The sequence below is a fragment of the Nocardioides sp. P5_E3 genome (genome assembly GCF_054049275.1).
In genome coordinates, this window is the sequence record NZ_JBFUMR010000011.1 from 76,980 (window position 1) to 100,715 (window position 23,736).

Here is a 23,736-nt window from a genome sequence, read left to right on the forward strand (position 1 = left end):
AGAGACCAGACGGGCTGCGCGCACGGCGGACCGGGCTCGCCAGCGCCTCCACGTGGCACGGTCGGTGTCCGGGCCGACGCGGCTCCGGCTCCGTCGACGGTCGCGGGCGGTCATCGCGCCCTCCTCGGCCGGGGCACCTCAGGAGCGCGCACGCCGGCCCAGTCGCGCAGGCGGGGACGGCCGCCCGCGGCCGGCCGTTGGGCCAGCAGCTCCCTGGCCCTGCGCTCGGCCTCCGCCACCACCTCCGAGGTCAGGAAGCCGTCGAGCAGTGCGGTGCGGACCGATCGCGAGAACGTCCGCAGGACCGAACCCGCAGGCACGTCGCAGCGGTCGAGGACGAGGCGGTCCGCCGCCTCCCTCAGGTCCTGGTTGGTCAGACCGGGCGTCCAGGTCAGGTCGGCCACCCCTACGGGCATGTTCGTCACGACTGCTCCTCCCCCTGCTGCGGAACCATGCGTCCTCCTGTCCGTGCCCCCGGATCGCGTTCCCGGGTGCCCCGTTCCACCGACCCCTCGTGGTTCGACAGCGCGGCGTGCGGCTGAGGAGCGCCGGTGGAGCGGGGCACCCGGTGCGACCCCGGTGCGACTCCATAGAAATGCAGCGTCGCGAAGCGCGCAACGGACCAAAGTCCCAGCGCGTTCGGGACCCGATCCCGGGACGCGGACGGCCGAGGAGTCCCGGGACCCGGGCTCAGCCGCCCTGGATCGTCGACCCGCCCTCGACGAGCGGGACGCTCCACGTGAGGGTCGTGCCGGTGCCGGCCCCGGACTCGACCACCAGCTCACCGCCGTGGCCGGCCGCCCGCTCGCGCATGTTGTGCAGCCCGCTCTCCAGGACGTCGGGCGGCATGCCGCGCCCGTCGTCGGCGACGGTCACCTCGAGCGTGTCGTGGTCGACGACCACCCTCACCTCCACCGTCGAGGCGCGCGCGTGCCTGCTGACGTTGGTCAGCGCCTCACCCACCACTGCCAGCAGGTCCGGCGTGACCGCCGCGGGCACGGTGGTGCGGATCGGACCCTCGAGCCGCAGCTTGGGCCGCAGCTTCATCGTCGCGGCTATCCGGTCGACGAGGATCTCGATCTCGGTCTGCAGGTCCGTCGAGCCCTCGAGCGTCCCGAGGGCGAAGATCGCGCGGCGGATGTCCTTGATCGTGTCGTCGATGTCGACGATGGCCTGGCGCAGACGCTGGGCCGGCTCGCCGGCGGGCACCATCCGCACGGTGCTGTCCAGGCCCAGGCCCACGCCGAACAGCCGCTGGATGACGAAGTCGTGCAGGTCCCGCCCGATGCGGTCGCGGTCCTCCAGCAACGACATCCGCTTCCGGTCCTCCCGGCTCCTGGCGACCTGCAGGGCGAGGGCCGCCTGCTCGGCGAAGCTGGTGGGCAGGCGCGGGTCCAGGCGTCGGAACGCGTCGATGCGCTCGGGCGTCCACGCGAGCGAGATCACGCCCTCGATCCCCGAGCCGGATCGCAGCGGGAGGGCCATCATCGGGCCGACCTGGGGCCAGCCGTCGAGGGACGAGGGATCCACGGCACGCGGATCCGTGGCGAGGTCGTCCACGGAGACAGGCAGGCCGGTGCGCACCACCAGGCTGGCCAGCGACTTCTCCATCGGCAGGGCGTGCATGGCCTCCCGGTCGACCGGTGCGCCCGCCACCACCTCGAGGTGCAGGTCCTGGGGGTCGGAGCCGCTGACGACCCAGGCCACGTCGGCGCCCGACACCGACCTGGCCCGGTCGGCCACGGCCTGGAGGGCGGTGTCGGTCGGTGTGTCCTCGGAGAGCAGGGAGGTGATCTCGACGGTGGCGCTCAACCAGGCCTGGCGCCGCTCGGCCTCCTCGTAGAGGGTGGCGTTCTCGATCGCGACGCCCGCGGCGGCCGCCAGTGCTACGACCACCGAGTCGTCGACCTGGGTGAGGTCCTGCCCGCCGTGAACGCGCGTCAGGACCTCCCGGAGGAGGTGATCGAAGTCGACCTCCGCCAGACCGTCGTCCCGCGGCTGCGGGCCGCCCTCGCCGTCCGAGTGCAATCGCCCTCCCGACGTCTCCCCCGACGACATCGAGCCTAGTCCCGCGCCGCGTGCACCGGAACCCCGACGGCGACGATTCCGCACCAGTCGCCACCGCTCCTAGAATGGTCGCTGCAGAGGGTTCAACGCGTCCTTGGAGGTGGGTTCGGCGCGTCGTACCGACGCACCCGAAGGACCCCTCGTGACCCCTCTCGCCTCCTATCGACGACTCCTGTCGATCGCCGGCCCGACCTACGTCCTCGTGGCGTTCGTCGGTCGCCTCCCGCTGGCCATGAGCCAGCTCGGCACGCTCCTGCTCGTCTCGACCGCGACCGGCAGCTACGGCCTCGGCGGCCTGAGCGCCGGCGCGCTCGCCGTCGCCAACGCGGTCGGCGCCCCGATCGCGGGCTCGCTGGCCGACCGGGTCGGGCAGCGACCCGTCGTCCTCGTCCAGTCGCTGCTTGGCGCCACCGGTCTCGCGACGCTCGTCGCCGTCGTCGGCAGCGGGTCCACGGACGCCGCCATCGTGCTCAGCGCCGCAGCCACCGGTCTGGTGCTCCCGCAGGTGGGTCCGCTGGCCCGTGTCCGGTGGCGGCCGCTGACCCGCTCGACCGGGACGCAGCAGCGCCGGCTGGTGGACGCCGCGTTCTCCTACGAGGGAGCGGCCGACGAGGCGTCGTTCGCGATCGGGCCCGCCCTGGTCGGCCTCTCCGTCGCGGTCTTCTCGCCGTCCGGCGCGCTGCTGCTCGCGGCCGTGCTGCTCGCGGTCTTCGGGTCGGCCTTCGCCCTCGACCCGTCCGCGCGCCTGGCCCACGACACCGACCACCCGGTCGGCGGGGGCCGGCTGCTGGGCGCCGCGTTCGTCGTGCTCGTCGGCGCGCAGGTCTCCATCGGGATGCTCTTCGGCGCCACGCAGACCGGTGCCACCGTGCTCGCCACGGACGCCGGGACGCCCGGCGTCGCCGGGCTGGTGCACGCCACCCTGGGCGTCGGCAGCGCGATCGCCGGCCTCGCGACGGCGTACCTCCCCGAGCGCATCGGGCACGAGCGCCGGGCCCTCGTCGCGGCGTGGGCGCTGCTCGTCCTCTCGCTCCCCCTCCTCGCCGTCGGCTCGCTGGCCGGCACCGCCGCCACCGTGCTCTTCCTCGGGTTCGCCGTGGCGCCCTACATGATCGCCGTCTTCTCGCTCGCCGAGCGCGTGGTGCCCGCCGCCCGGGTCGGTGCGGCGATGACGACCCTGGCCAGCGCGACCGGCCTCGGCTACGCGCTCGGCTCGAGCCTCGCCGGGCGCCTGGCCGACCAGTCCGGCGCCCCTGCTGCCTTCGGCGTGACCGTCGGTGCGACGGTGCTCGCGGTCGCGCTGATGTCCACCCAGCAGCGGCGCCTCCGCGCGGCATCGGCCGTCGAGCTGCCCGCTCCTCCGGCGTCGGCCGAGCCTCGCATCGCGACGCCGGTGGGCGGCAGCCGGTAGGTTGGAGGGGTCCACGACGCTGCGGCACCGCGCCGCAGCCCTGCTGGGCGGGTCGGACGCCTCATGCTGGAGCACGAACCAGAACTCGATACCGGTCGTCACTGGCGCCTGACGTCGCTGCTCGAGGACGTCAAGGCAGCCCGCCGGGTCCTCGACCTCGCCCGGCACGACAAGCGGCACGTGGAGCAGCAGCAGCTCCGCAAGGAGCTGCTCGCTGCGCTCGATGCCTATGCCGCCGCCCTCACCTTGGCCGGGGCGCCACTGCCACCGCGACTCCGGTCCGAGATCGACCTCTACCGCGGGCTGGGCGGTCGCGGGTGAGTCACCGGGCCTGACCGGGCCCGCCCGTCTCCCAGACCCGCACCCAGTCGACGTACATGTGCTGGGGCAGCCGCTTCTCCTTGATCTTCGGGATCTCGTAGTTGGCGGCGATGAGGCTCAGGATGGGGAACTGCGGGACGGCGGAGACCTTGCCGCGCAGGCGGCCGGTCTCCTTGCCGTCGATGCGGAAGACCAGCATCCGAGGCGTCCACTCCACCGAGAAGACGTGGTAGTTCTTCGACCAACCGTCGTCCCGGCTCGCGAGGTATGACCGTGACCTCGGGATCCAGCCGCCGGAGGCGATGCGGCGCTTGCCCTCGTAGCGGTGCATGAAGGACGCCAGCCCGCCCTGCGGGTGGTGGTCCCCGAAGTACTCCACGACGTCGATCTCGGTGCCGAGCGCGCCGGCCTGCATGCCGTCGACCGGCTGCAGCCAGAAGGCGCCGTGCTGACCGCGCAGGCGGTGGAACTTCACCCGCGCGGCGGCGACGCCGTAGCGGAACGCGAAGGCGTGCTGGGTGCCGACGTGCCCGTTGAGGCGGTAGGCGAACCGTCCGGCTCGCGCGTCGCGCCCCTCGATCCGGCACCGCGTGGTGGCGTCCGGGTCAGCGATGACGCTCAGTCGTACGGCGCCGCCGCCCACGCTGACCGCGCTCGGGTCGCCCTTGGCGCAGGAGCGGCGGCTGCCGTGGGCGTACTCCCGGCCGCGGTGGTTCCACACCGGGGCGAGGTGCGAGCCGTCGAACTCGTCGGTCCACGTCGCGTCGAGCCAGCGGGCGGTGCTGACGGGAGCGCTCGTGAACGGGCTGGTCGACGACGACGCCATCGCCTTCACCCGGTAGGTCAGGGACGCGCCGTCGACCGCTGCCGCGGCGGCGAACTGCACCCGACCCAGGCCGTCCTGCCGCCGGGAAGCAACGGCCCGCCACCCCTCGCCCTCCTGCACCTGCAGCTGGACGCGGCGGCCGGGACGGACCGGCCGGAGCGTGGCGACGACGGCGGCGCGGGCGGCGTCGGCGCTGGCGACCGCGCCTCCTGGCTGGACGACCGGCGGCAGCGCCTCGAGCCGGATCCGCTGGTGGCGGCTGGCGCGCACCGAGACGTCGGCGGGCACGTCGTCCCCGGCCGCGGGGCTGACAGCGGGGGCGGAGCCGCTGGCGGAACCGGACTGCGCCCCGGCCAGCAGGGCGGCGGGGAGCAGCAGGGCGGTCGCGGCGCCCAGCAGGAGGCGCGAGGGACGCCGTGAGGGCAGGCAGGCAGGACGTCGTGCTGACATGGGCGACCTTCGTGGGTGTCGAGCGCGACGGGGTGCGGCACGGGGCGGCGGTCGCGGCAGGTGGTGCGGGTGCTTCTGGGACGCCGCGAACGTCCGGTTGGTTGTCGACTGCTCGAACCCGCAGCCTCAGGACCCCAGCGCGGCAGCCTCCCGGGCCAGCGCGGCGACGCGGTCCCAGTCGCCGGCGGCGAGCGCGTCGGCCGGGGTCAGCCACGACCCGCCGACACAGCCGACGTTGGGCAGGGAGAGGTACGACGGTGCGCTCGCGGCGGTGATGCCACCGGTCGGGCAGAACCGGGCCGCCTGGAGCGGCGAGGCCAGCGACTTCAGGTACGCCGCCCCGCCGGAGGCCTCGGCGGGGAAGAACTTCATCTCCGAGTAGCCCGCCTCGAGCACGGCCATCGCCTCGGAGACCGTGGCGGTGCCGGGAAGGAACGGGACCCCGGCCCAGGCCATCTCCCGCAGCAGCCCCGGCGTCGTGCCGGGAGAGACGAGGAACTGCGCCCCGGCCTTCACGGCGAGCGAGACGAGCTCGGGCGAGGTGATCGTGCCCGCGCCGACGAGGATCTCAGGCACCTCCGCGGCGATCGCGGCGATGGCGTCGAGCGCCACCGGCGTGCGGAGGGTCAGCTCGATGACCGGCAGGCCGCCGGCCACGAGCGCCCGGGCGACCGGGACGGCGTGGTCGAGGTCGTCGAGCACGACGACCGGCACGACCGGCACCAGCGACAGGAGCGAGCCGCCGTCAGGGAGCAGGTCGGGAGCGGGCTGGACGTCAGACGGGCTGGACAACGGGGGCCTCCTCGGTGGGGGCGGGCAGGGGACGGATGACGCTGGCGCCGGTCTCGGCGGTGCCGACGATGGCGCGGAAGCCGGCGAACAGCTCCCGGCCGGTGCCGGCCCACTCGACGTCGTGGGGCGCGCGGCCGGTGGCCTCGCGGCGCTGGAACTCGGCGTCGGGGAGCTCGACCTCGAGCACGCCGGCGTCCGCGTCGACGGTGACCAGGTCGCCGTCGAGGACGCGTGCCAGCGGACCGCCGAGCGCGGACTCGGGGGTGACGTGGATGGCGGCGGGCACCTTGCCCGACGCACCGGACATCCGGCCGTCGGTGACGACCGCGACCCGCTGGCCGCGGTCCTGCAGCACGCCGAGGGCGGGCATCAGCTTGTGCAGCTCGGGCATGCCGTTGGCGGCCGGGCCCTGGTAGCGGACGACGGCCACGAGGTCGCGGCCGTCGAGGCGGCCCTCGGCGAAGGCGGCGAGGAAGTCGGCCTGGTCGTCGAAGACCATCGCCGGCGCGGTCACGACGCGGTGCTCGGGCTTGACGGCGGAGGTCTTGATGACCGCTCGGCCGAGGCGTCCCGAGAGCATCCGCAGGCCGCCGTCCGGGGCGAACGGCTGGTCGGCCGCGCGCAGCACGTCGGTGTCGAGGGACGACTTCGGGCCTTCCTCCCAGGTGACCTGATCCCCGTCCAGCCGCGCCTCGCGGGTGTGGCGCCACAGGCCGCGGCCCGAGACCGTGAGGACGTCGTCGTGGAGGTAGCCGTGCTTCAGCAGCGTGTGCACCAGGAACGGCGTACCGCCGGCGGCCACGAAGTGGTTGATGTCCGCCGAGCCGTTGGGGTAGATCCGCGTCAGCAGCGGCACGGCGGCCGACAGGTCCGACAGGTCGTCCCACGTGAGGGTGATGCCCGCGGCCGCGGCGATCGCGACGAGGTGCATGGTGTGGTTGGTCGAGCCGCCGGTCGCGAGCAGGGCGACGCACGCGTTGACGATCGCCTTCTCGTCGACGAGGTGCCCGACCGGGGTGGGCTCACCGCCGGCGTGCGTGATCGCGACGGCGCGCGCTCCGGCCGCCCGGTCGAGCGCCGCGCGCAGCGGGGTGTCGGGGTTGGCGAACGTGGCGTCGGGCAGGTGCAGGCCCATGACCTCCATCAGCATCTGGTTGCTGTTGGCGGTGCCGTAGAACGTGCACGTGCCCTTCGAGTGGTACGACGCAGACTCGGCCTCGAGCAGCTCCTCGCGCCCGACCTTGCCCTCGGCGTAGAGCTGGCGCACGCGCGCCTTCTCGCCGTTCGGCAGGCCGGAGGTCATCGGCCCCGCCGGCACGAAGACGGTGGGCAGGTGGCCGAACGACAGCGCGCCGATGAGCAGCCCCGGCACGATCTTGTCGCAGACGCCGAGCATCATCGCGGCGTCGAACATGTCGTGGGAGAGCGCCACCGCCGTCGACATCGCGATGAGGTCGCGGCTGAACAGCGAGAGCTCCATGCCGGCTCGACCCTGGGTGATGCCGTCGCACATGGCGGGCACTCCCCCGGCGAACTGCGCCAGGCCGCCGGCCCGCACGATCGACTTCTTGAGCACCTCGGGCACGTCGCGGAACGGCTGGTGGGCCGAGAGCATGTCGTTGTAGGACGAGACGATCGCGACGTTGGGCTTGCGGCCCGACTTCAGGCCCGACTTCACGGGCTCGTCGGCGGCGGCGAAGCCGTGGGCGAGGTTGGCGCACGCGAGCTTGCCGCGGGCCGGGCCCTTGACGATCGCGGCGTCGGTGCGGGTGAGGTAGGCGGCTCGCGTCGCGGCGCTGCGCCGCGCGATGCGGTCGGTCACCTCGGCGACCACCGGGTGGACGGGCGTCTGGGATGCGCTGGTGCTCATTCTGTCTCCTGCCAGGATCGGCCGTCCCGCTCGAGGAGCGTGACGGCGGCAACGGGACCGTGCGTGCCGGCCGGGTACGTGCGCGGGCGGTGCGAGGGCTGGGACCAGCGCTCGAGGACGGGGGCCACCCAGGTCCACGCGGCCTCGACCTCGTCGCGGCGCATGAAGAGGGTGGTGTTGCCGCGCACGACGTCCATGAGCAGCCGCTCGTAGGCGTCGGGCGAGCGGCCACCGAAGGCAGCGGCATAGCTGAGGTCGAGCGAGACCGGGCGCAGCCGGATGCCGCCGGGGCCGGGCTCCTTGGCGGTCATGTGGAGGCGCATGCCCTCGTCGGGCTGCACGCGGATGTGCAGCCGGTTGGCCTCGGTCGGCCCCTCGCTGTGCGGGAACATCGCGTGCGGCGGCTCCTTGAAGACCACGACGATCTCCGAGACCCGCTCGGGCATCCGCTTGCCGGTGCGCAGGTAGAACGGGACGCCGGCCCAGCGCCAGTTCTGCACCTCGGTGCGCAGCGCGACGAAGGTCTCGGTGCTGCTGGTGTGGCCCACCTCGTCGGCGTACGACGACGCGGGGGCGCCCTCGCACAGCCCGGCGGCGTACTGCCCGGCGACGGTGTCGCGGTCGACCAGCTCGGGCGTCATCGGCCGCAGGGCCTGGAGCACCTTGAGCTTCTCGTCGCGCACGGTCTCGCGGTCGACGTAGGTCGGCGGCTCCATGGCCACCAGGCACAGGAGCTGCAGCAGGTGGTTCTGGACCATGTCGCGCAGGGCGCCGGAGCGGTCGTAGTAGGAGCCGCGGTCGCCGACGCCGATCGACTCGGACACGGTGATCTGCACGTGGTCGACCCACCGGCTGTTCCACAGCGGCTCGAGGAACGTGTTGGCGAAGCGGGTGACCAGGAGGTTCTGCACGCTCTCCTTGCCGAGGTAGTGGTCGATGCGGAAGATGCTCGACTCCTCGAACACGCGACCCACCGCAGCGTTGACCTGCTGGGCGGTGGCGAGGTCGGTGCCCATCGGCTTCTCCAGCACGACGCGCGAGCGCTCGGTCACCAGGCCGGCCTCGTCGAGGTGCTCGCAGATCGTCCCGAAGAGGCCGGGGGCGACCGCGAGGTAGAAGACCCGGATGACGTCGTCGGACGCGGCGCCGTCCTTGAGGCGGTCGTGCAGCTGGTGCCAGGCCGCGACGTCGGCGACGTCGAGCGTCACGTGGTGCAGCCGGGCGAGCAGCCGCTCGACGACCGGGGCGTCGAGGTCCTCGGCCACCACGTGCTCGCGCAGCGCCTCGGCCACCAGGGCGCGGTAGCCGTCGTCGTCGACCTGGGCGCGGGAGACGCCGATGACGCGGAACCCGTCGGGCAGCTGCCCGTCACGGTCGCGCAGGTAGAGCGCGGGGAGGAGCTTGCGCAGGGCGAGGTCGCCGGTGCCACCGAAGACGGTGAAGTCGCAGGCGTCGATGGGGGTGATCGAGTCCATGGCTCACCACCGTACGGACGCTTACGTCCCGATGCAACGGAACTTACGTCTTTTCAAGACATATTTGCTGGTGCACAATCAGCGCACCATGACGCAGACCTCGCCTCCCCCGCCGCCGGTCCTCCCCGCGGCGACCGCCGGCGAGGTGCTCGCACTGATCCGTTCCGGGCAGGCGGCCACCCGCGGCGCCCTCGGCCGGGCGACCGGGCTCTCCCGGACCGCGGTCAACGCCCGCCTCTCGGCGCTCGCCGACGCCGGACTCGTGCTGGAGGGCGAGGAGGAGTCCGCGACCGGAGGCCGCCCCGCCACGACGCTCGTCCTCAACAGCGATGCCGGCCTGGTCCTCGGGATCGCCGTCGGGCGCAGCCGCTCGCAGCTCTCGGTGTGTGCGCTGGACGGCACCGAGCTCGCCTCCGTGAGCCTGGACCAGGAGTCCGGCCAGGGCCCCGACGTCCTGATGCCGCTCGTCGTGCGCCACCTCGACCGGATGCTGGGCGAGCTCGGTCGCCGCGGCGACGACGTGCGCGGGGTGGGCATGTCACTGGCCGGCACCGTCGACCCGGCTCGCGGGATGAGCGTGGACTCCCCCGCCCTCGCCGGCTGGGACGGTGTCGCGCTCGCCCCCCACCTGCAGGACGTCACCCGCGCGCCCGTCACGCTCGACAACGACATGCGGGTCATGGCGCTCTCGCAGATGCCGACCGCACGGGCCGACGTCGAGCCGACGGTGCACGAGCACGACGAGGCGCTGGTGCTCAAGGCGTCGACGGGCATCGGCCTGGCGATCGTCGCCGACGGACGACTGGTCCGCGGCCACCGCAACGCGGCCGGACAGCTCGGCCACGTCAAGGTCCCCGCCGCCGACGGGCTCCGCTGTCGCTGCGGCGAGACCGGATGCCTGGAGACGGTCGCGAGCGGCTGGGCGCTCGTCGAGCGGCTGCGCGCCGCGGGCGACGACGTCCACCACGTGCGTGACCTGGTCGCCGCCGCCGGGCGCGGCAACGGCCGCGCCCGCGCCGTCGTACGCGAGTCCGGCCGCCACATCGGCGAGGCGCTGGCCGCGACCGTGACCGTGCTCAACCCGCGCATCGTCGTCGTCGGCGGCGACATGGCCGGCGCCTTCGACACCTTCTCCGCCGGGCTGCGCGAGGGCGTCTTCAGCGCCACCACGGCACTGGCCGGGCGGGACCTGCAGGTCGTCCCGGCGGCGTACGGCGACCGCGCCGGGCTGGTCGGCTGCATCCGCCTCGCCCTCGACTCGGTGCTCTCCCCGCGCGCCGTCGACGCGGCGCTGGCCCGGTAGCCCGGATAGCTGGAGACGTCCCCGGACTTGTGCGCGCGGGGCTATCCTGACGCCGAAAAATTCTTGCCGCCCTCGTGGGCCGGACGCAGCGTAGGAGTGCAAGCATGCCGGGCGACCGTGTCGTTACCACCATCAGGGACGCCACCGCGTCCCTCCACGCGCAGCCCGACACCTCCGCGACCCTCGAGGAGATCGTGCTCCAGGCCCAGCGGTGCCTGCCGGAGTTCGAGCACGTCAGCGTCTCCCGCATCCATGCAGACGGGTCCCTGGAGACGCTCGCAGCCAGCACCGACCTCGCCCGCAGCTTCGACGAGGTGCAGTCCTTCTCGCACGAGGGACCGTGCGTGGAGGCGACGGAGGAGGAGCTCGTCGTGGTGCGCGACGCCCGGCACGAGCAGCGCTGGCCCACCTACATCGGGGGCGCCACCCGGCTGGGGCTGCAGTCCCAGATCGGGGTGAGGCTGCTCAGCGTCGCCAACGGCGTCGTCTGCCTCAACCTGCACTCCACCTCCTCCCCCGACATCGACCCCGGGTCGGTGGGAGTCGCGGAGCACTTCGCCATCCACGCCGGGCTCGCCCTCGGCCACGTGCTCAAGGCGGAACAGCTGACCACCGCGATCGGCACGCGCACGCTGATCGGGGCGGCCGTCGGCATCATCATGGAGCGCTACGGGATGAGCCAGCCGGCGGCGTTCAGCTACCTGACCCGCCAGGCCAGCACCCAGAACCGCAAGGTGCGCGTCGTGGCCCAGGCCGTGGTCGACTCGGTCAGGACGGCGCCATCAGACACCACCGCCGGGCCGGTCGCCAACGGCCGCATCGTGACGCCCGAGCCGCCGCCCCGGGTCACCGCCGGTTGAACGGCGGGGCATGGGGCGCTCGTCCTCCGGGTACCGCCCGGTGGTGGAACCGATCCCCGAGACCCTGCAAGCCCTCGACGAGCTCGACGTCGACGTCGACGACGAAGCCCTGGGGGCAGGTCTGGTCGCCGTTGCCGACAACGCCCGGAAGGTCGCACCGGGCCTCGTCGGGGTGAGTATCGCCTCCCGCGAGCACGAGGTCACCTTCACGCTGGTCGCGACAGACGAGGAGATCGCCACCCTCGATGCAGTGCAGTACGTGAGCAGTGGCCCGTGCGTCGACGCCATCGACCTGGGCCACGGCATCGCGACCTCGCCGGGAGGTCTGCTTGGCGAGGCCCGGTGGCAGGACTTCGCCCGGGCGAGTGCGGCGGCCGGCGTGCACAGCACGCTCACCCTGCCCGTGATGGAGGCCGACGGCGACGTCGTCGCGACGGTCAACCTCTACGGTCGCACCGCGGACACCTTCGAGGGCAGGCACCAGCAGCTGGCCGACGCTTTCGGAGCCTGGGCACCGGGGGCGATCACCAACGCCGACCTGTCGTTCTCCACCCGGCGCACGGCGCAGGAGGCGCCGGGCCGGCTCCGGGAGGCGGCTGTCGTCGACGCCGCCACGGGCATGATCGCGGCCCAGCGCGACATCCCGGTGGCAGAGGCCCGGCTGCAGCTCGAGGACGCCGCTCTCCGGGCCGGCATCCMCGTCGCCCGGCTCGCCGGCGTCGTCGTCGGGCTGCACGACGACTGAGGGGCGGACCGCTCGAGGGTCCGCGAAGCGGAGGTGCGGGCCAGCGGCCGGTAGATTCGCGCGGTGCCCGACACCCGCCCCCGCCGTACCTTCGCCGTCATCAGCCACCCGGACGCCGGCAAGTCCACCCTCACCGAGGCCCTCGCCCTGCACGCGCGGGTGATCACCGAGGCCGGTGCGGTGCACGGCAAGGGCGACCGGCGCGCCACGGTGTCGGACTGGATGGCGATGGAGAAGGCTCGCGGCATCTCGATCACGTCAGCGGCGCTGCAGTTCGTCTACCGCGACCACGTCATCAACCTCGTCGACACCCCGGGCCACAGCGACTTCTCCGAGGACACCTACCGCGTGCTCTCGGCCGTCGACTCCGCCGTGATGCTCGTCGACGCCGGAAAGGGCCTCGAGCCGCAGACGCTCAAGCTCTTCAAGGTGTGCGCGCTGCGCGGCATCCCGGTCCTGACGGTCATCAACAAGTGGGACCGGCCCGGGCTGTCGGCGCTCGAGCTGATGGACCTGATCCAGCAGAAGATCAAGCTCCGGCCCACTCCCCTCACCTGGCCGGTGGGCGAGGCCGGCGACTTCCGGGGCGTCCTGGACCGTCGTACGGGCGAGTTCGTGAAGTACACTCGCACCGCCGGTGGCGCGACCCGCGCTCCCGAGCGACGGATGGGCGCCGACGAGGTCGAGGACGACGACTCCTTCCAGTGGAACGCGGCGTTCGAGGAGCACGAGCTGCTCACCCTCGACGAGGCCGACCACGACCAGGAGCGCTTCCTGGCCGGCGAGACCACGCCGGTGATGTTCGCCTCGGCCCTGCAGAACTTCGGCGTCGCGCAGCTGCTCGACCTGCTGCTCGACATCGCCCCCGACCCCAGCGCGACCGAGGGCGTCGACGGCTCGGTGCGGGAGACCTCCGACGACTTCAGCGCGTTCGTCTTCAAGGTGCAGTCGGGGATGAACAACGCCCACCGCGACCGGCTGGCCTACGCCCGGGTCGTGTCGGGGACGTTCGAGCGCGGCATGGTCGTCACCCACGCCGGCAGCGGCCGGCCGTTTGCGACGAAGTTCGCGCAGTCGGTCTTCGGTCGCGACACTGCCGCCGTCGAGAGCGCCGAGCCCGGCGACATCATCGGCTTCGTCAACGCGCAGGCCCTGCGGGTCGGCGACACCGTCTACGTCGGGGACGCCATCGAGTACCCGCCCGTCCCGAGCTTCGCGCCCGAGCACTTCGTCACCGCCAGCGCCGGCGACATCAGCCGCTACAAGCAGTTCCGACGCGGCATCGAGCAGCTCGACCAGGAGGGCGTGGTGCAGGTGCTGCGCTCCGACCTGCGCGGCGACCAGAACCCGGTCCTCGCCGCCGTCGGCCCGATGCAGTTCGAGGTCGTCGAGGACCGGATGACCAACGAGTTCAACTCGCCGATCCGCTTCTCGCGCCTCGACTACCAGGTCGCCCGGCGCACCGATGCCGAGGGCGCGGCCGCCCTCGCGGGCAAGCGCGGCGTCGAGGTCCTCGAGCGCAGCGACGGCACCCGCCTGGCCCTGTTCGTGGACCAGTGGCGCGCCCAGGTCACCGCCCGCGACAACCCCGACATCATGCTCGAGGCGCTGCCCGCCGGCGGCGCCTGACGGTGCCGGCCGACGGGCGGGCGGATCGTCCCCGCCCGCCGCGTATCGTCGAGGGAGTGACCTCGGCACCCACCCTCGTCCTCGACGGCCGCTTCGCCCGCGAGCTGCCCGAGCTGGCCCTGCCCTGGCAGGCCGCCGATACCCCGGAGCCCCGGGTGCTCGCCCTCAACGAACAGCTGGCCGCCGAACTCGGCCTCGACCCGGGATGGCTCCGCGGCGATGGCGTCGGGCTGCTGACCGGCACCCACCTCCCCGAGGGCGCGACGCCGGTCGCCCAGGCCTACGCCGGGCACCAGTTCGGGGGCTACTCCCCCCGGCTCGGCGACGGCCGCGCCCTGCTGCTCGGCGAGCTCGTCGACGACTCCGGCCGGATCCGCGACCTGCACCTCAAGGGCTCCGGGCGTACGCCATTCTCCCGCGGCGGCGACGGCCTGGCTGCCGTCGGCCCGATGCTGCGCGAGTACGTCGTCAGCGAGGCGATGCACGCCCTCGGCATCCCCACCACCCGCAGCCTCGCCGTCGTGGCGACCGGTCGTCCCGTGCAGCGCGAGACCGTGCTGCCCGGCGCCGTGCTGGCGCGCGTGGCGAGCAGCCACCTCCGCGTCGGCACGTTCCAGTACGCCCGCGCCACCGACGACCTCGACCTGCTCGAGCGCCTCGCCGAGCACGCGATCGCGCGCCACCACCCCGCGGCCGCCGACGCGGAGCACCCCCACCTCGCCCTGTTCCAGTCGGTCGTCGCCGCCCAGGCCGCGCTGGTCGCGGAGTGGATGCTCGTCGGCTTCGTGCACGGCGTGATGAACACCGACAACATGACCATCTCGGGCGAGACCATCGACTACGGGCCGTGCGCCTTCATGGACGCCTTCGACCCGACGACGGTCTTCAGCTCCATCGACACCGGCGGCCGCTACGCCTTCGGCAACCAGCCCGTGGTCGCGGAGTGGAACCTCGCCCGTTTCGCCGAGGCCGTCCTGCCCCTCCTGGCCGACGACCAGGACGCGGCGGTGGCCGTTGCGGTGGAGGCGCTCGGCGCGTTCCGCGACCTCTACTCGGCGGCCTGGTCCGCCGGCATGCGCGCCAAGCTCGGCCTGCCCGCCGACGTCGATGCGGCCGAGGCGTCGAGCCTCGTCACCGACCTCGTCGCGCTCGTGCAGGCCGACCACGTCGACCACACGTCGTTCTTCCGCAGCCTCGGGGCGGCGGCGCGCGGCGACGTGGAGCCCGCGCGCGGGATGTTCCTCGACCTCGCCGGCTTCGACGCGTGGTCCGCCCGCTGGCTCGCGCTCGGCCCGGACGCCGACGCGATGGACCGCACCAACCCGGTCTACGTGCCGCGCAACCACCTCGTCGAGGAGGCCCTCGCCTCAGCCACCGACGGCGACCTCACGCCGCTCGACCGGCTGCTCGAGGCGGTGTCCGCGCCGTACGACGAGCGGCCCGGCCTCGAGCGCTACGCGGAGCCCGCCCCCGACTCGTTCGGCGCCTACACGACGTTCTGCGGGACGTAGCGCGGGCTTGCACCTCCCGCAACGGCATGTGGTCCACGCCACAGGCGAAGCCGGCAACGTCATGGTGGGCGGCTGCTGGGACGACCAGAACCCATGACGTCCCGGCTCTGCCGGTCCGTCAGTTAGGTGTTCTCCCTGCCCCAGCTCCCGAGCGCGCTGATCGCGTCGCGCAGGGCGAGCCCGCGATCGGTCAGCTCGTACGCCCGGGTGTTGTGTCGCAGGGGGATGCGGGACAGCACGCCGGCCGCTTCGAGCTCGCGCAAGCGAGTGGCGAGGATGTTGGTCGGCACGCCGAGGTCGCGCTGCAGGTCGCCGTATCGCTGCGGCCCCGCGAGCAGCCGTTCGACGATGAGCAGGGCCCACCGTGCTCCGACGACGTCCAGGGCCGCGGCCAGGTCGCTCACGCGGTCGGATCGACGTCCGGCTTCATCCAGAACGGCGAGTAGTGGTAGCCGTCGGGGTCGTCGAACTGGCGTTGGTACATGAACGGGTAGTCGTCGGTGTCACCGATCCGCCCGCCGGCAGCGCTGGCGCGCTCGACGAGCTCGTCGACCGCCTCGCGGCTCCCGAGGTCGAACGAGACCGTGACCTTCGAGGGGGTGTCGGGTCCGCCCACCAGCTCCTCGGCGCCGCCGACGCTGGCGTACATGGCGCGGCTGCCGAGCATGACGTACTGCTCGGGCGCGATGGCGAAGCAGGACACGTTGTCGTCAGACATCTCGGCGTTGAGGGTCCACCCGAGGGCGGCGTAGAAGGCGGTGGCGCGCTCGACGCTCTCGACCGGGCAGGTGATGAAGAGGCTCATGCGCTCGACACTTGCAAAATACAAGTACGCCGTCAAGCCCCTGCATCCCGTCTTTCTGCGAGATCTGGGCGATCGGTGAATGCCCAGTCCAGGCCGTCCGCCCCCTGGTCGTCGAAGCTCGGGTCGCGTCGCAGACCGATCTTCCGTGCCACGGCCTGGCTGGCGACGTTGCCGGGACGAACCCGGGCCAGCACGACCTGGCCCGGCAGGTTGCGCGACGTCCAGTCCACGACAGCGAGTGCCGCCTCCGTGGCGTGACCCCGGCCCCACGCACCGGGTTCGAAGCGGTACATCAGGTTGAGGACCGGCGCACCACGGACCGTCGTTCGACGTACCCCGCAGTTGCCGATCAGCCGACCGGTCGTCTTCTCGAAGACGCAGGAGTTGCCGAAGCCGTGCTCGGACCAGTGCACGAGCCAGCGCTCCAGCAACGCCTCCACCTCGGACAGCTCCTCGACCAGGTCCGACGGGTTGTGATCGACCACCGACCGGTTCGAGAGGATCCGCAACACCGCTGGCCCATCGGCCGGCGTCGGCGGCCGCAGTGACAGCCGGGCTGTCGACAGCCACTCAGCGGGAACGGACACGGTGCCACTCTGCCGTGTCGGCCACCGTTCTGCTGTCAGCGGAACGCGGTGCCACGGGACCCGCGACGTGGCTACATTCGACGACATGGGTGACGTCGTGCGGTTCCCGGTGCAGCAGCCAGACGCGCCCCCGGCGCCCGAGCGCCTGTGGCGCGAGATCGTCGGCGAGGAGCTCCATCGTGAGCGCGCGGCCCGCGGGGAACGGCTCAAGGACGTGGCCGAGAGGGCCGGGGTGTCCGTGCAGTACCTCTCCGAGGTCGAGCGCGGGCTCAAGGACCCGTCCTCGGAGATGCTGCAGGCCATCGCCGGCGCCCTCGACCTGAGCGTCCGGCGGCTCGCGGTGCGCGCCGGCCGGCCGGACGCCCTGGCCCTGGCTGCCTGACCGGGGCGGCTGCTCAGGCCATCGCCGGCCCCTGCTCGCTCAGGACCAGGTCGACGAGCCCGTAGTCGACCGCGGCCTCCCCCGGCAGCACGAGCGTGCGGTCGGTGTCCTGCCGGATCTGCTCCGCCGTACGCCCGGTGTGCTGGGCGAGCACCTGCTCGAGCAGCAGGCGCACGCGGGCCACCTCGTCCGCCTCGAGGATCAGGTCGGGGATGGTCCCGCGACCCTGGGTCGCGGGCTGGTGCAGCACCACCCGACCGTGCGGCAGGATCGCGCGACGCCCCGGCGCTCCCCCGGCCAGCAGGACCGCCGCGGTCCACGCGGCCTGCCCGACGCAGACGGTCTCGATCGGCGGCTTCACGAACTGCATGGCGTCGTAGACCGCCAGCATCGCCGTGATCGATCCACCGGGCGAGTTGATGTAGAGGCTGATCGGGAGCTCGGGGTTCTCCGAGGCGAGGTGGAGCAGCTGGGCGATGACGGCGTTGGCGACGCCGTCGTCGATCTCCGTGCCGAGGTAGACGATCCGCTCGGACAGCAGCCGCGAGTAGAGGTCGAGGGTGCGCTCGCCGCGCGGCGTCTGCTGGACGACGTACGGGATCGTGTAGCTGCTCATCGCGCACCCGCCAGGCCCACGGCGCGCGAGCGCACCGGTGTCACGTGGTCGACCGAGCTGATCACCTGGTCGACGAAGCCGTACGCCAGCGCGTCCTCGGCGCTGAACCACCGGTCGCGCCTCGAGTCGCGCTCGACGGTCTCGCGGTCCTGGCCGGTGTGCCCGGCGATCAGGCCGAGGACGGTGTCGCGGGTGTGCCGCAGGTCGTCGGCCTGGATCTCGATGTCGACGGCCGTGCCGCCGATGCCGGCCGAGCCCTGGTGGAGCAGCACGCGGGCGTGCGGCAGGGCGTACCTCTTGCCGGGCGCGCCCGCCGAGAGCAGGAACTGCCCGGCGCTCGCGGCCATGCCCATGGCCAGGGTGCTGACGTCGTTGGGGATCAGCTGCATGACGTCGTGGATGGCGAGCATCGACGACACCGAGCCGCCGGGCGAGCTGATCCAGAGGCTGATGTCGGCGCGCGGGTCCTCGGCGGACAGGAGCAGGAGCTGGTGCATGAGGCGGTTGCCGTTGCGCTCGCCGAGCTCCTCGCCGAGGACGATGATCCGCTGGTGCATCAGTCGCCGGACGAGCTCGTCCTCGATGCGTTCGGAGGTGGTGTGGGTGGTCATGCCGCCAGCGTGGCGCGCTGCGGCGCCTGGCCACAGGGCGTTCTGCTGCCCGTGGATCCGCTGGCAGCAGAACGCGGCCTAGCAGACCGGCCGCGCGACCGGGCCACCCGCCCGGCCCGAGCGCACAGCACGCCTGCGGATACGTTGCTGAGCCATGTCGACCCTCTCGGAGACCCAGGAAGAACGCGGGCTCGCCCGCCTCGCACAGCGCAGCGCCGCATGGACCGAGAAGTGGTTCCCCGACGCGTATGTCTTCGCCCTCGCCGGCGTCGTGCTCGTGTCGGTGGCCGCGATGGCCAACGGGTCGAGCCCCGCCACGGTGGCCGAGACCTTCGGCGGCGGCTTCTGGGACCTCGCCACCTTCACGCTGCAGATGGCGATGGTCGTGCTCACCGGGTACGTCGTCGCGACCTCACCGCCGGTCGCGCGAGTCATCGAGCGGATCGCGCTCTACCCCTCGACGCCGCGCGGTGCCGTGGCGTTCGTGGCGCTGCTGTCGTGCCTGGTCTCGATGGTCAACTGGGGCCTCAGCCTGGTCTTCAGCGGCCTGCTCGCCCGGGCGATCGCCCGCCGGCCCGACCTGCGCACCGACTACCGCGCCCTCGGCGCAGCGGCGTACCTCGGCCTCGGTGCCGTGTGGGCGCTCGGCCTCTCGTCGTCCGCCGCCCAGCTGCAGGCCACCCCCGAGTCGCTGCCGCCCGAGCTGCTCGAGATCACCGGCGTGCTCGACTTCGGCGCGACGATCCTCACCTGGCAGTCGCTCGTGATGGCCGCCGTCCTCATCGCCCTCAGCGTCGTCGTCGCCTGGGCGTCGGCACCGCAGGGCGACGCGATCCGCTCGGCCGAGGACATGGAGGTCAACCTCTCCGACTCCGTCGAGCCGCTGGCCCCGCAGACGCGTCCCGGTGAGCGGCTGGAGTACTCCCGGATCCTGCCGATCCTCATCGGCCTGCTCACCCTCGGCTGGCTCGTCCAGCAGCTCGCGACCCTGCCGTTCCTCACGGTGATCAGCAGCCTCAACGGCTACCTCATGGTCTTCCTGATCCTCGGCCTCGTCCTCCACGGCACCCCACGCGGCTTCCTCAACGCGGTCACCAAGGCGGTGCCGACCACTGCCGGAGTGCTGGTGCAGTTCCCGCTGTACGCCGCCATGGCCGCGGTGCTGACCCGCGCGGAGGGCCGCGGCGGGGTCACCGTCTCCGAGCACCTCGCCGACCTGTTCACCAACATCGGCGGCGGCGGTGCGTTCGCCGTCGTCATCGCCATCTACACCGCGCTGCTCGGCCTCCTCGTCCCCTCGGGCGGCGGCAAGTGGCTCGTCGAGGCGCCGTACGTCATGCAGTCGGCGACCGACGTCGGGATGAACCTCGGCTGGACCGTGCAGATCTACAACGCCGCCGAGGCCCTCCCCAACCTGGTCAACCCGTTCTTCATGCTCCCGCTGCTGGCCGTGCTCGGCGTCCGGGCCCGCGACCTCGTCGGCTTCACGTTCCTGCAGTTCCTCTTCCACCTGCCGGTCGTGCTGCTCCTGCTGTGGCTCCTCGGGATGACCTTCGAGTTCGTGCCACCCGTCATGCCCTGACGACCACACGCCGGCGGGTCTAGCGTGGGCGGGTGACCGACGACGAGCTCCGTCGCGCCGCCGACGCGGCGATGCTGCCGATCGTCACGTCGCTGGCGCCCGCCGGCGTCATCGGAGCGCACTGGCTGCCTGATCGCGCCGGTGACCCGGTCGTGTGGATCCGGGTGCAGAGCGAGGCCGGACGCGTCATGGTCGAGTCCTTCAGCTGGGTGCTCCCCCAGGTGCAGGTCATCCTGTCCCGCCTCGGGCTGCCGTCGGACAAGGTCATGGCGCTGCGCATCGAGGTGACGTCCGCGGAGGCCGAGGACCGCCTCTTCGGCGACTGAACCGGTCGTCTGCTGCAATACCTGCATGCATCAAGGCTCTCCCTACCGCGGCGCCCGCTGATGGCGCTGGTCGACCACGACGCCGGCCTCCTCGTCACCGCGGCCCCCGGCACCGGCAGCACCGCCCTCCGCGAGGCGCTGATCTCACGACGGGGCGCGACCGAGGTGGTCGGGTCGCAGCAGGCCCGGCAGGTGGGCGTGGACGTCAAGCACGCGACCGTCCGGCAGCTCGTCGAGGCCGGAGTGGTGGACCCCGGGCACGGGATGCGCATCGTGACGACGACCCGCAACCCGTTCGACTTCTACGTCGCTGAGCACACCAGGACGCGGACGCGGTGGGTGCACGAGCTGCGCCGCCCCGACTCCTGGGTCCACGACGTGCCGGACGCCGTCGACCGCATCGTCGACGCGGTGACCCTGGACTTCGACCCGTGGCTCGAGCGGGTCATCGGCAGCCCCGTGCGGCCGCTGCGGATCAACCGCGGCCATGTCGCCGAGGCCGACGTCGTGCTGCGCATGGAGCACCTCGAGACCGACGTCCGTGAGCTCCTCGGCCTCGAGCTGCCCGTGCCGCCGACCAACGTCACGGACCGCGAGCGCGCCTACTGGCGCTCCTACTCGGTCGCGAGCCGCCGGCTGGTGGAGACGGCCCACGCCGAGGACCTGGAGCGGTTCGGCTACGCCTTCTGACCCGAACCGGGCGGGCGGACTCCGCTCAGCGGCGCCGGATCCGGATCGGCCCCTTGGCGGTCGAGGGGTCGACGACGTGCCCGGCCTGGGTGATGTCGACCTCGCCACGGTCCACCAGCCGCCGGGCGGCGCGACGGGCCGGCTCCATCAGGTCGCGCCACGTGTCCTCGTCGCCGACCGCGCGGGCCGCGTCGGACGGGCAGATCGTCGACGTACGCGCCCGCTGCGCGAGCAGGTCGAGGATCGACTCCTCCAGCCTGCGATCGACGTCGGACACGCCCCGCTTGCGACATGCGGTCGAGCAGTAGCGCACCTGGTCCCAGTCGCGCTCCCACTTCTTGCGCCACTCGATGGTGCGCCCGCACGACTGGCAGGTCTTCGGCTCCGGGGGCATGCTCCCCAGTGTGCCGGGCACCGCCAGCCCGGCCTGTGACCCTTCCCTCAGGGGGCCGCTCCGCGGCATAGCCGGACCCGGTGGGTGGTTGTGCCCGACGTACGTCCCCGCAAGAAGCAAGCAGATCAGCAACGGAAGGCAGTCCCATGCGCGCACTCGTCCAGCCCCAGTTCGGCGACCCGGCCGAGGTCCTCTCGGTCCAGGAGGTGCCGAACCCCGAGCCCGGTCCGGGTGAGGCGCTCGTGCGGGTGCTCCTCTCCCCGATCCACAACCACGACCTCTGGACGGTCCGCGGCAGCTACGGCTTCAAGCCCGAGATGCCCGCGCGCGCCGGCACCGAGCTGGTGGGTGTCGTCGAGTCGCTCGGCGAGGGCGTCGAGGGACTCGAGGTCGGCCAGCGCGTCGCCATCGGCGGTGCGTTCGGCGCGTGGGCGGAGTACGTCGTGGCCCCCGCGAAGGGTCTCATCCCGGTGCCCGACGAGATGCCCGACGAGGCCGCGGCCCAGCTTGTCTCGATGCCCTTCAGCGCCATCGCGCTGCTGGACTTCCTCGAGGTGTCCGAGGGCGACTGGATCGTCCAGAACGCCGCCAACGGCGCCGTGGGTCGGATGGTCGCCCAGCTGGCCGTGGCGCGTGGCGTCCGGGTCCTCGGGCTCGTACGCCGCTCCGCCGGCGTCGACGAGCTGCGCGAGCAGGGCATCGGTGACGTCGTCGCGACCGACGACGACGGGTGGCGTGAGCGCGTGCGCGAGGTCGTGGGTGACGGCAGGGTCGTCGCCGGCGTCGACTCGGTCGGCGGAAGCGCGGCCGGCGACGTCGTGTCGCTCCTGGCCGAGGACGCCGTGCTCGTCGTCTTCGGGGCGATGGCCTCCCCCACCCTCGAGATCGGGTCCGGCGAGGTCATCTTCAAGCAGGTCGTCATCAAGGGCTTCTGGGGCAGCAAGGTCTTCCCGGCGATGGACCGCGAGAAGCGGGCCGCACTGATGGGCGAGCTGGTCGCCGGCATCACCTCGGGCGTGGTCACGCTCCCCGTCGAGGAGGTCTACCCCCTCGAGGAGATCTCCGCCGCCGCGCGTGCGAGCTCCGAGCCGGGTCGGCGCGGCAAGATCCTGCTGCGCCCGTGACTCCCCGGCCCTGACGCGGCCGTGGTCCCGAGGACCGGCGGTCCCGGCCCCTAGGCTGGGACCGCCGGTCGACGGCACCTACCGAGGGAGAACGATGGGCCGAGCACTGGGCGGGACACTCGCGGTTGCCGCGCTGCTGCTGGCGGCCTGCGGGACCGACACCTCCCCCACCTCGGCGAGCGACGCGACCACGTCGCCCTCTCCCGAGACGTCGGAGACGTCACCGGGGACGCCGTCTGCATCCCCGTCGGACTCCCCGTCCGAATCGCCCTCTGCGTCGGCAGAGTCGCCCTCCCCGGCGCCCGCGCCCGATGGGCCGCCGTTCCCGGAGTCGACCGACCCGCAGACCGCCGAGCCGTCGGGCGAGTGGGACCTGCAGCTGGTCGACGTACGCGTGGGTGAGCACGACGGCTTCGACCGCGTCGTGCTCGAGCTCAGCGGCACAGCGACCCCGGGCTGGGGCGTCGCGTGGAGCGACGAGGCGGTCGCCGAGGGCAGTGGCGACGTCGTGCCGCTCGAGGGCGACCACGTGCTGACCATCAGCGCGTCCGGCACCGCCATGCCCGAGCCGGGTTCCTTCGAGGTGCCCGCGCGCCTGGGGCCCGCCGGCGCCGTGGCCGAGGTGCAGGTCAACGGCTGGTTCGAGGGCTACACCCAGGTCTTCGCAGGCGTCGAGGGCGACGAGCGGCCGTTCCGGGTCTTCACGCTCTCCGACCCGCCACGCCTCGTCGTCGACATCGCCGACTGACCGCCCGAGTCCGCCCGGTCACGGCGCCGTCGCGGGGAGCTCCTGCAGCTCCATCGGGTCAGCCCGCCTCGACGGTGACGGTGACGGCTCCGTCCATCCGGGCGATCTGCTCCGCGGCGCCACGCTCGAGCCGGCCGATGACGACGATGCCGGGATAGAAGGACTGGTCGCCGTAGTAGAGGACGAGGTCGTTGCCCGGTGCGTAGTAGCCGAGGTCCCCGACGTCGGGGTCGGCACCGTCGGGCTGGCCGTCGAGGGACAGCGGCGAGGGCAGCAAGCCGGTCTTCTCCACGCCAGCGTGGTCGGTCATGTCGACGGTCACCGGCAATTGGGCGATGAGATCGTCGGCCGCGGCGCTGTCGTCGAGGGTGGCGGCGAACCGGTGGTCGCCGAGGGTGAGGTGGATCTGCATGTCGCTCCCGTCGTCGGTGGGTGTGGGGTTGACGTGGGTCGGCTCCGAACGGCCGCCGCTGGGCGATGCCGGGGCTCCAGTGCCCGGATCCGGACGTTCGTCCCGGTCCTGGTCTCCGCAGGCGCCGAGGGTCAGGGCGAGGGCAGCCAGCGTGGCGACGCCCGCCCGCGCAGGGTTGCCCGTCATCGGAGCAGCAGCA

Annotated in this window: 26 protein-coding genes; 13 read left to right on the forward strand and 13 right to left on the reverse strand. The window is 72.8% G+C overall.

All coding sequences use genetic code 11. The annotated features are described in order from the left end of the window. Nucleotides 1–110: 110 nt before the first annotated feature. Complete coding sequence (locus ACXJKB_RS09085; protein WP_457187539.1) at nt 111–425, reverse strand: hypothetical protein; 315 nt, start codon at nt 423–425, stop codon at nt 111–113. Nucleotides 426–690: 265 nt separating this feature from the next. Further along, the gene (locus ACXJKB_RS09090) at nt 691–2,028 is read right to left on the reverse strand and encodes a GAF domain-containing sensor histidine kinase (protein WP_457187541.1); all 1,338 of its coding nucleotides are present in this window, start codon (nt 2,026–2,028) and stop codon (nt 691–693) included. A 181-nt stretch (nt 2,029–2,209) separates the two neighbouring features. On the opposite strand from ACXJKB_RS09090, the gene ACXJKB_RS09095 reads away from it, so the two are divergent. Then, nucleotides 2,210–3,478, forward strand: a complete 1,269-nt coding sequence (locus ACXJKB_RS09095) for an MFS transporter (protein WP_457187543.1) — start codon at nt 2,210–2,212, stop codon at nt 3,476–3,478. Between the two features lie 63 nt (nt 3,479–3,541). Continuing rightward, a complete protein-coding gene (locus ACXJKB_RS09100) occupies nt 3,542–3,799 on the forward strand; it encodes a hypothetical protein (RefSeq protein WP_457187545.1) in 258 nt (85 codons plus the stop codon). Nucleotide 3,800: 1 nt separating this feature from the next. Here the strand turns inward: ACXJKB_RS09100 and ACXJKB_RS09105 are convergent, their stop codons facing one another. The 4 genes from ACXJKB_RS09105 to zwf form a co-directional block, all read right to left on the reverse strand. Next, nucleotides 3,801–5,075, reverse strand: coding sequence for a glycoside hydrolase family 16 protein (locus ACXJKB_RS09105; RefSeq protein ID WP_457187547.1), 1,275 nt, complete (start codon nt 5,073–5,075; stop codon nt 3,801–3,803). A gap of 126 nt (nt 5,076–5,201) precedes the next feature. Continuing rightward, nucleotides 5,202–5,867 carry a bifunctional 4-hydroxy-2-oxoglutarate aldolase/2-dehydro-3-deoxy-phosphogluconate aldolase gene (gene eda, locus ACXJKB_RS09110; RefSeq protein ID WP_457187549.1) on the reverse strand — a complete coding sequence of 222 codons (666 nt, stop codon included), beginning with the start codon at nt 5,865–5,867 and terminating at the stop codon, nt 5,202–5,204. Continuing rightward, on the reverse strand, nt 5,851–7,737 hold the full coding sequence (edd, locus tag ACXJKB_RS09115) for a phosphogluconate dehydratase (RefSeq protein ID WP_457187551.1): 1,887 nt from the start codon (nt 7,735–7,737) through the stop codon (nt 5,851–5,853). The genes eda and edd overlap by 17 nt, the downstream gene beginning before the upstream one ends. Continuing rightward, nucleotides 7,734–9,212, reverse strand: coding sequence for a glucose-6-phosphate dehydrogenase (gene zwf / locus ACXJKB_RS09120; protein WP_457187553.1), 1,479 nt, complete (start codon nt 9,210–9,212; stop codon nt 7,734–7,736). The genes edd and zwf overlap by 4 nt, the downstream gene beginning before the upstream one ends. A gap of 88 nt (nt 9,213–9,300) precedes the next feature. Between zwf and ACXJKB_RS09125 the strand changes: the two genes are divergently transcribed. The 5 genes from ACXJKB_RS09125 to ACXJKB_RS09145 all read left to right on the forward strand — a co-directional run bounded on the left by ACXJKB_RS09125 (nt 9,301) and on the right by ACXJKB_RS09145 (nt 15,260). Further along, complete coding sequence (locus ACXJKB_RS09125) at nt 9,301–10,515, forward strand: ROK family protein (RefSeq protein WP_457187555.1); 1,215 nt, start codon at nt 9,301–9,303, stop codon at nt 10,513–10,515. A 104-nt stretch (nt 10,516–10,619) separates the two neighbouring features. Continuing rightward, nucleotides 10,620–11,375 (forward strand): GAF and ANTAR domain-containing protein, encoded by a 756-nt coding sequence (locus ACXJKB_RS09130; RefSeq protein ID WP_457187557.1) that lies wholly within the window; start codon nt 10,620–10,622, stop codon nt 11,373–11,375. Between the two features lie 43 nt (nt 11,376–11,418). Beyond that, nucleotides 11,419–12,120, forward strand: coding sequence for a hypothetical protein (locus ACXJKB_RS09135; protein ID WP_457187559.1), 702 nt, complete (start codon nt 11,419–11,421; stop codon nt 12,118–12,120). Nucleotides 12,121–12,183: 63 nt separating this feature from the next. Next, entirely contained in the window at nt 12,184–13,749 is a 1,566-nt protein-coding gene (locus ACXJKB_RS09140) for a peptide chain release factor 3 (RefSeq protein ID WP_457187561.1), read from the forward strand. Nucleotides 13,750–13,805: 56 nt separating this feature from the next. Next, complete coding sequence (locus tag ACXJKB_RS09145; protein ID WP_457187563.1) at nt 13,806–15,260, forward strand: protein adenylyltransferase SelO; 1,455 nt, start codon at nt 13,806–13,808, stop codon at nt 15,258–15,260. Between the two features lie 122 nt (nt 15,261–15,382). Here ACXJKB_RS09145 and ACXJKB_RS09150 read toward each other — a convergent pair whose 3' ends face one another. Genes ACXJKB_RS09150 through ACXJKB_RS09160 form a run of 3 tightly spaced genes read right to left on the reverse strand, consistent with a single transcriptional unit; the run spans nt 15,383 to nt 16,652 of the window. Then, a complete protein-coding gene (locus ACXJKB_RS09150) occupies nt 15,383–15,664 on the reverse strand; it encodes a winged helix-turn-helix transcriptional regulator (RefSeq protein WP_457187565.1) in 282 nt (93 codons plus the stop codon). Then, nucleotides 15,661–16,065: a VOC family protein gene (locus ACXJKB_RS09155; RefSeq protein ID WP_457187567.1), complete on the reverse strand. Its 405-nt coding sequence runs from the start codon at nt 16,063–16,065 to the stop codon at nt 15,661–15,663. The genes ACXJKB_RS09150 and ACXJKB_RS09155 overlap by 4 nt, the downstream gene beginning before the upstream one ends. 32 nt (nt 16,066–16,097) lie before the next feature. Then, nucleotides 16,098–16,652 carry a GNAT family N-acetyltransferase gene (locus ACXJKB_RS09160; RefSeq protein ID WP_457187569.1) on the reverse strand — a complete coding sequence of 185 codons (555 nt, stop codon included), beginning with the start codon at nt 16,650–16,652 and terminating at the stop codon, nt 16,098–16,100. Nucleotides 16,653–16,737: 85 nt separating this feature from the next. Here ACXJKB_RS09160 and ACXJKB_RS09165 point away from each other — a divergent pair, with 85 nt between their 5' ends. Continuing rightward, nucleotides 16,738–17,034, forward strand: a complete 297-nt coding sequence (locus ACXJKB_RS09165; RefSeq protein WP_457187571.1) for a helix-turn-helix domain-containing protein — start codon at nt 16,738–16,740, stop codon at nt 17,032–17,034. Nucleotides 17,035–17,047: 13 nt separating this feature from the next. On the opposite strand, the gene ACXJKB_RS09170 is transcribed toward ACXJKB_RS09165, so the two are convergent. Both ACXJKB_RS09170 and ACXJKB_RS09175 read right to left on the reverse strand, forming a co-directional pair. After that, nucleotides 17,048–17,650, reverse strand: coding sequence for a ClpP family protease (locus tag ACXJKB_RS09170; RefSeq protein ID WP_457187573.1), 603 nt, complete (start codon nt 17,648–17,650; stop codon nt 17,048–17,050). Continuing rightward, complete coding sequence (locus ACXJKB_RS09175; protein ID WP_457187575.1) at nt 17,647–18,261, reverse strand: ClpP family protease; 615 nt, start codon at nt 18,259–18,261, stop codon at nt 17,647–17,649. The genes ACXJKB_RS09170 and ACXJKB_RS09175 overlap by 4 nt, the downstream gene beginning before the upstream one ends. A 154-nt stretch (nt 18,262–18,415) precedes the next feature. Here ACXJKB_RS09175 and ACXJKB_RS09180 point away from each other — a divergent pair, with 154 nt between their 5' ends. From ACXJKB_RS09180 to ACXJKB_RS09190, 3 genes are read left to right on the forward strand one after another with little or no spacing between them, the layout of a single operon-like run. Next, the gene (locus ACXJKB_RS09180; RefSeq protein ID WP_457187577.1) at nt 18,416–19,843 is read left to right on the forward strand and encodes a short-chain fatty acid transporter; all 1,428 of its coding nucleotides are present in this window, start codon (nt 18,416–18,418) and stop codon (nt 19,841–19,843) included. A 32-nt stretch (nt 19,844–19,875) separates the two neighbouring features. Continuing rightward, nucleotides 19,876–20,169, forward strand: coding sequence for a hypothetical protein (locus ACXJKB_RS09185; RefSeq protein WP_457187579.1), 294 nt, complete (start codon nt 19,876–19,878; stop codon nt 20,167–20,169). Between the two features lie 60 nt (nt 20,170–20,229). Further along, a complete protein-coding gene (locus ACXJKB_RS09190; RefSeq protein WP_457187581.1) occupies nt 20,230–20,859 on the forward strand; it encodes a hypothetical protein in 630 nt (209 codons plus the stop codon). Nucleotides 20,860–20,884: 25 nt separating this feature from the next. Here ACXJKB_RS09190 and ACXJKB_RS09195 read toward each other — a convergent pair whose 3' ends face one another. Then, nucleotides 20,885–21,253 (reverse strand): DUF2256 and DUF3253 domain-containing protein, encoded by a 369-nt coding sequence (locus ACXJKB_RS09195; protein ID WP_300052265.1) that lies wholly within the window; start codon nt 21,251–21,253, stop codon nt 20,885–20,887. Nucleotides 21,254–21,399: 146 nt separating this feature from the next. Here ACXJKB_RS09195 and ACXJKB_RS09200 point away from each other — a divergent pair, with 146 nt between their 5' ends. Together ACXJKB_RS09200 and ACXJKB_RS09205 are read left to right on the forward strand one after the other, a co-directional pair. Continuing rightward, nucleotides 21,400–22,377, forward strand: a complete 978-nt coding sequence (locus tag ACXJKB_RS09200) for a zinc-binding dehydrogenase (RefSeq protein WP_457187583.1) — start codon at nt 21,400–21,402, stop codon at nt 22,375–22,377. Between the two features lie 94 nt (nt 22,378–22,471). Beyond that, complete coding sequence (locus ACXJKB_RS09205; RefSeq protein ID WP_457187585.1) at nt 22,472–23,125, forward strand: AMIN-like domain-containing (lipo)protein; 654 nt, start codon at nt 22,472–22,474, stop codon at nt 23,123–23,125. A 58-nt stretch (nt 23,126–23,183) separates the two neighbouring features. On the opposite strand, the gene ACXJKB_RS09210 is transcribed toward ACXJKB_RS09205, so the two are convergent. Continuing rightward, a complete protein-coding gene (locus tag ACXJKB_RS09210; RefSeq protein WP_457187587.1) occupies nt 23,184–23,723 on the reverse strand; it encodes a cyclophilin-like fold protein in 540 nt (179 codons plus the stop codon). Between the last annotated feature and the right edge of the window lie 13 nt (nt 23,724–23,736).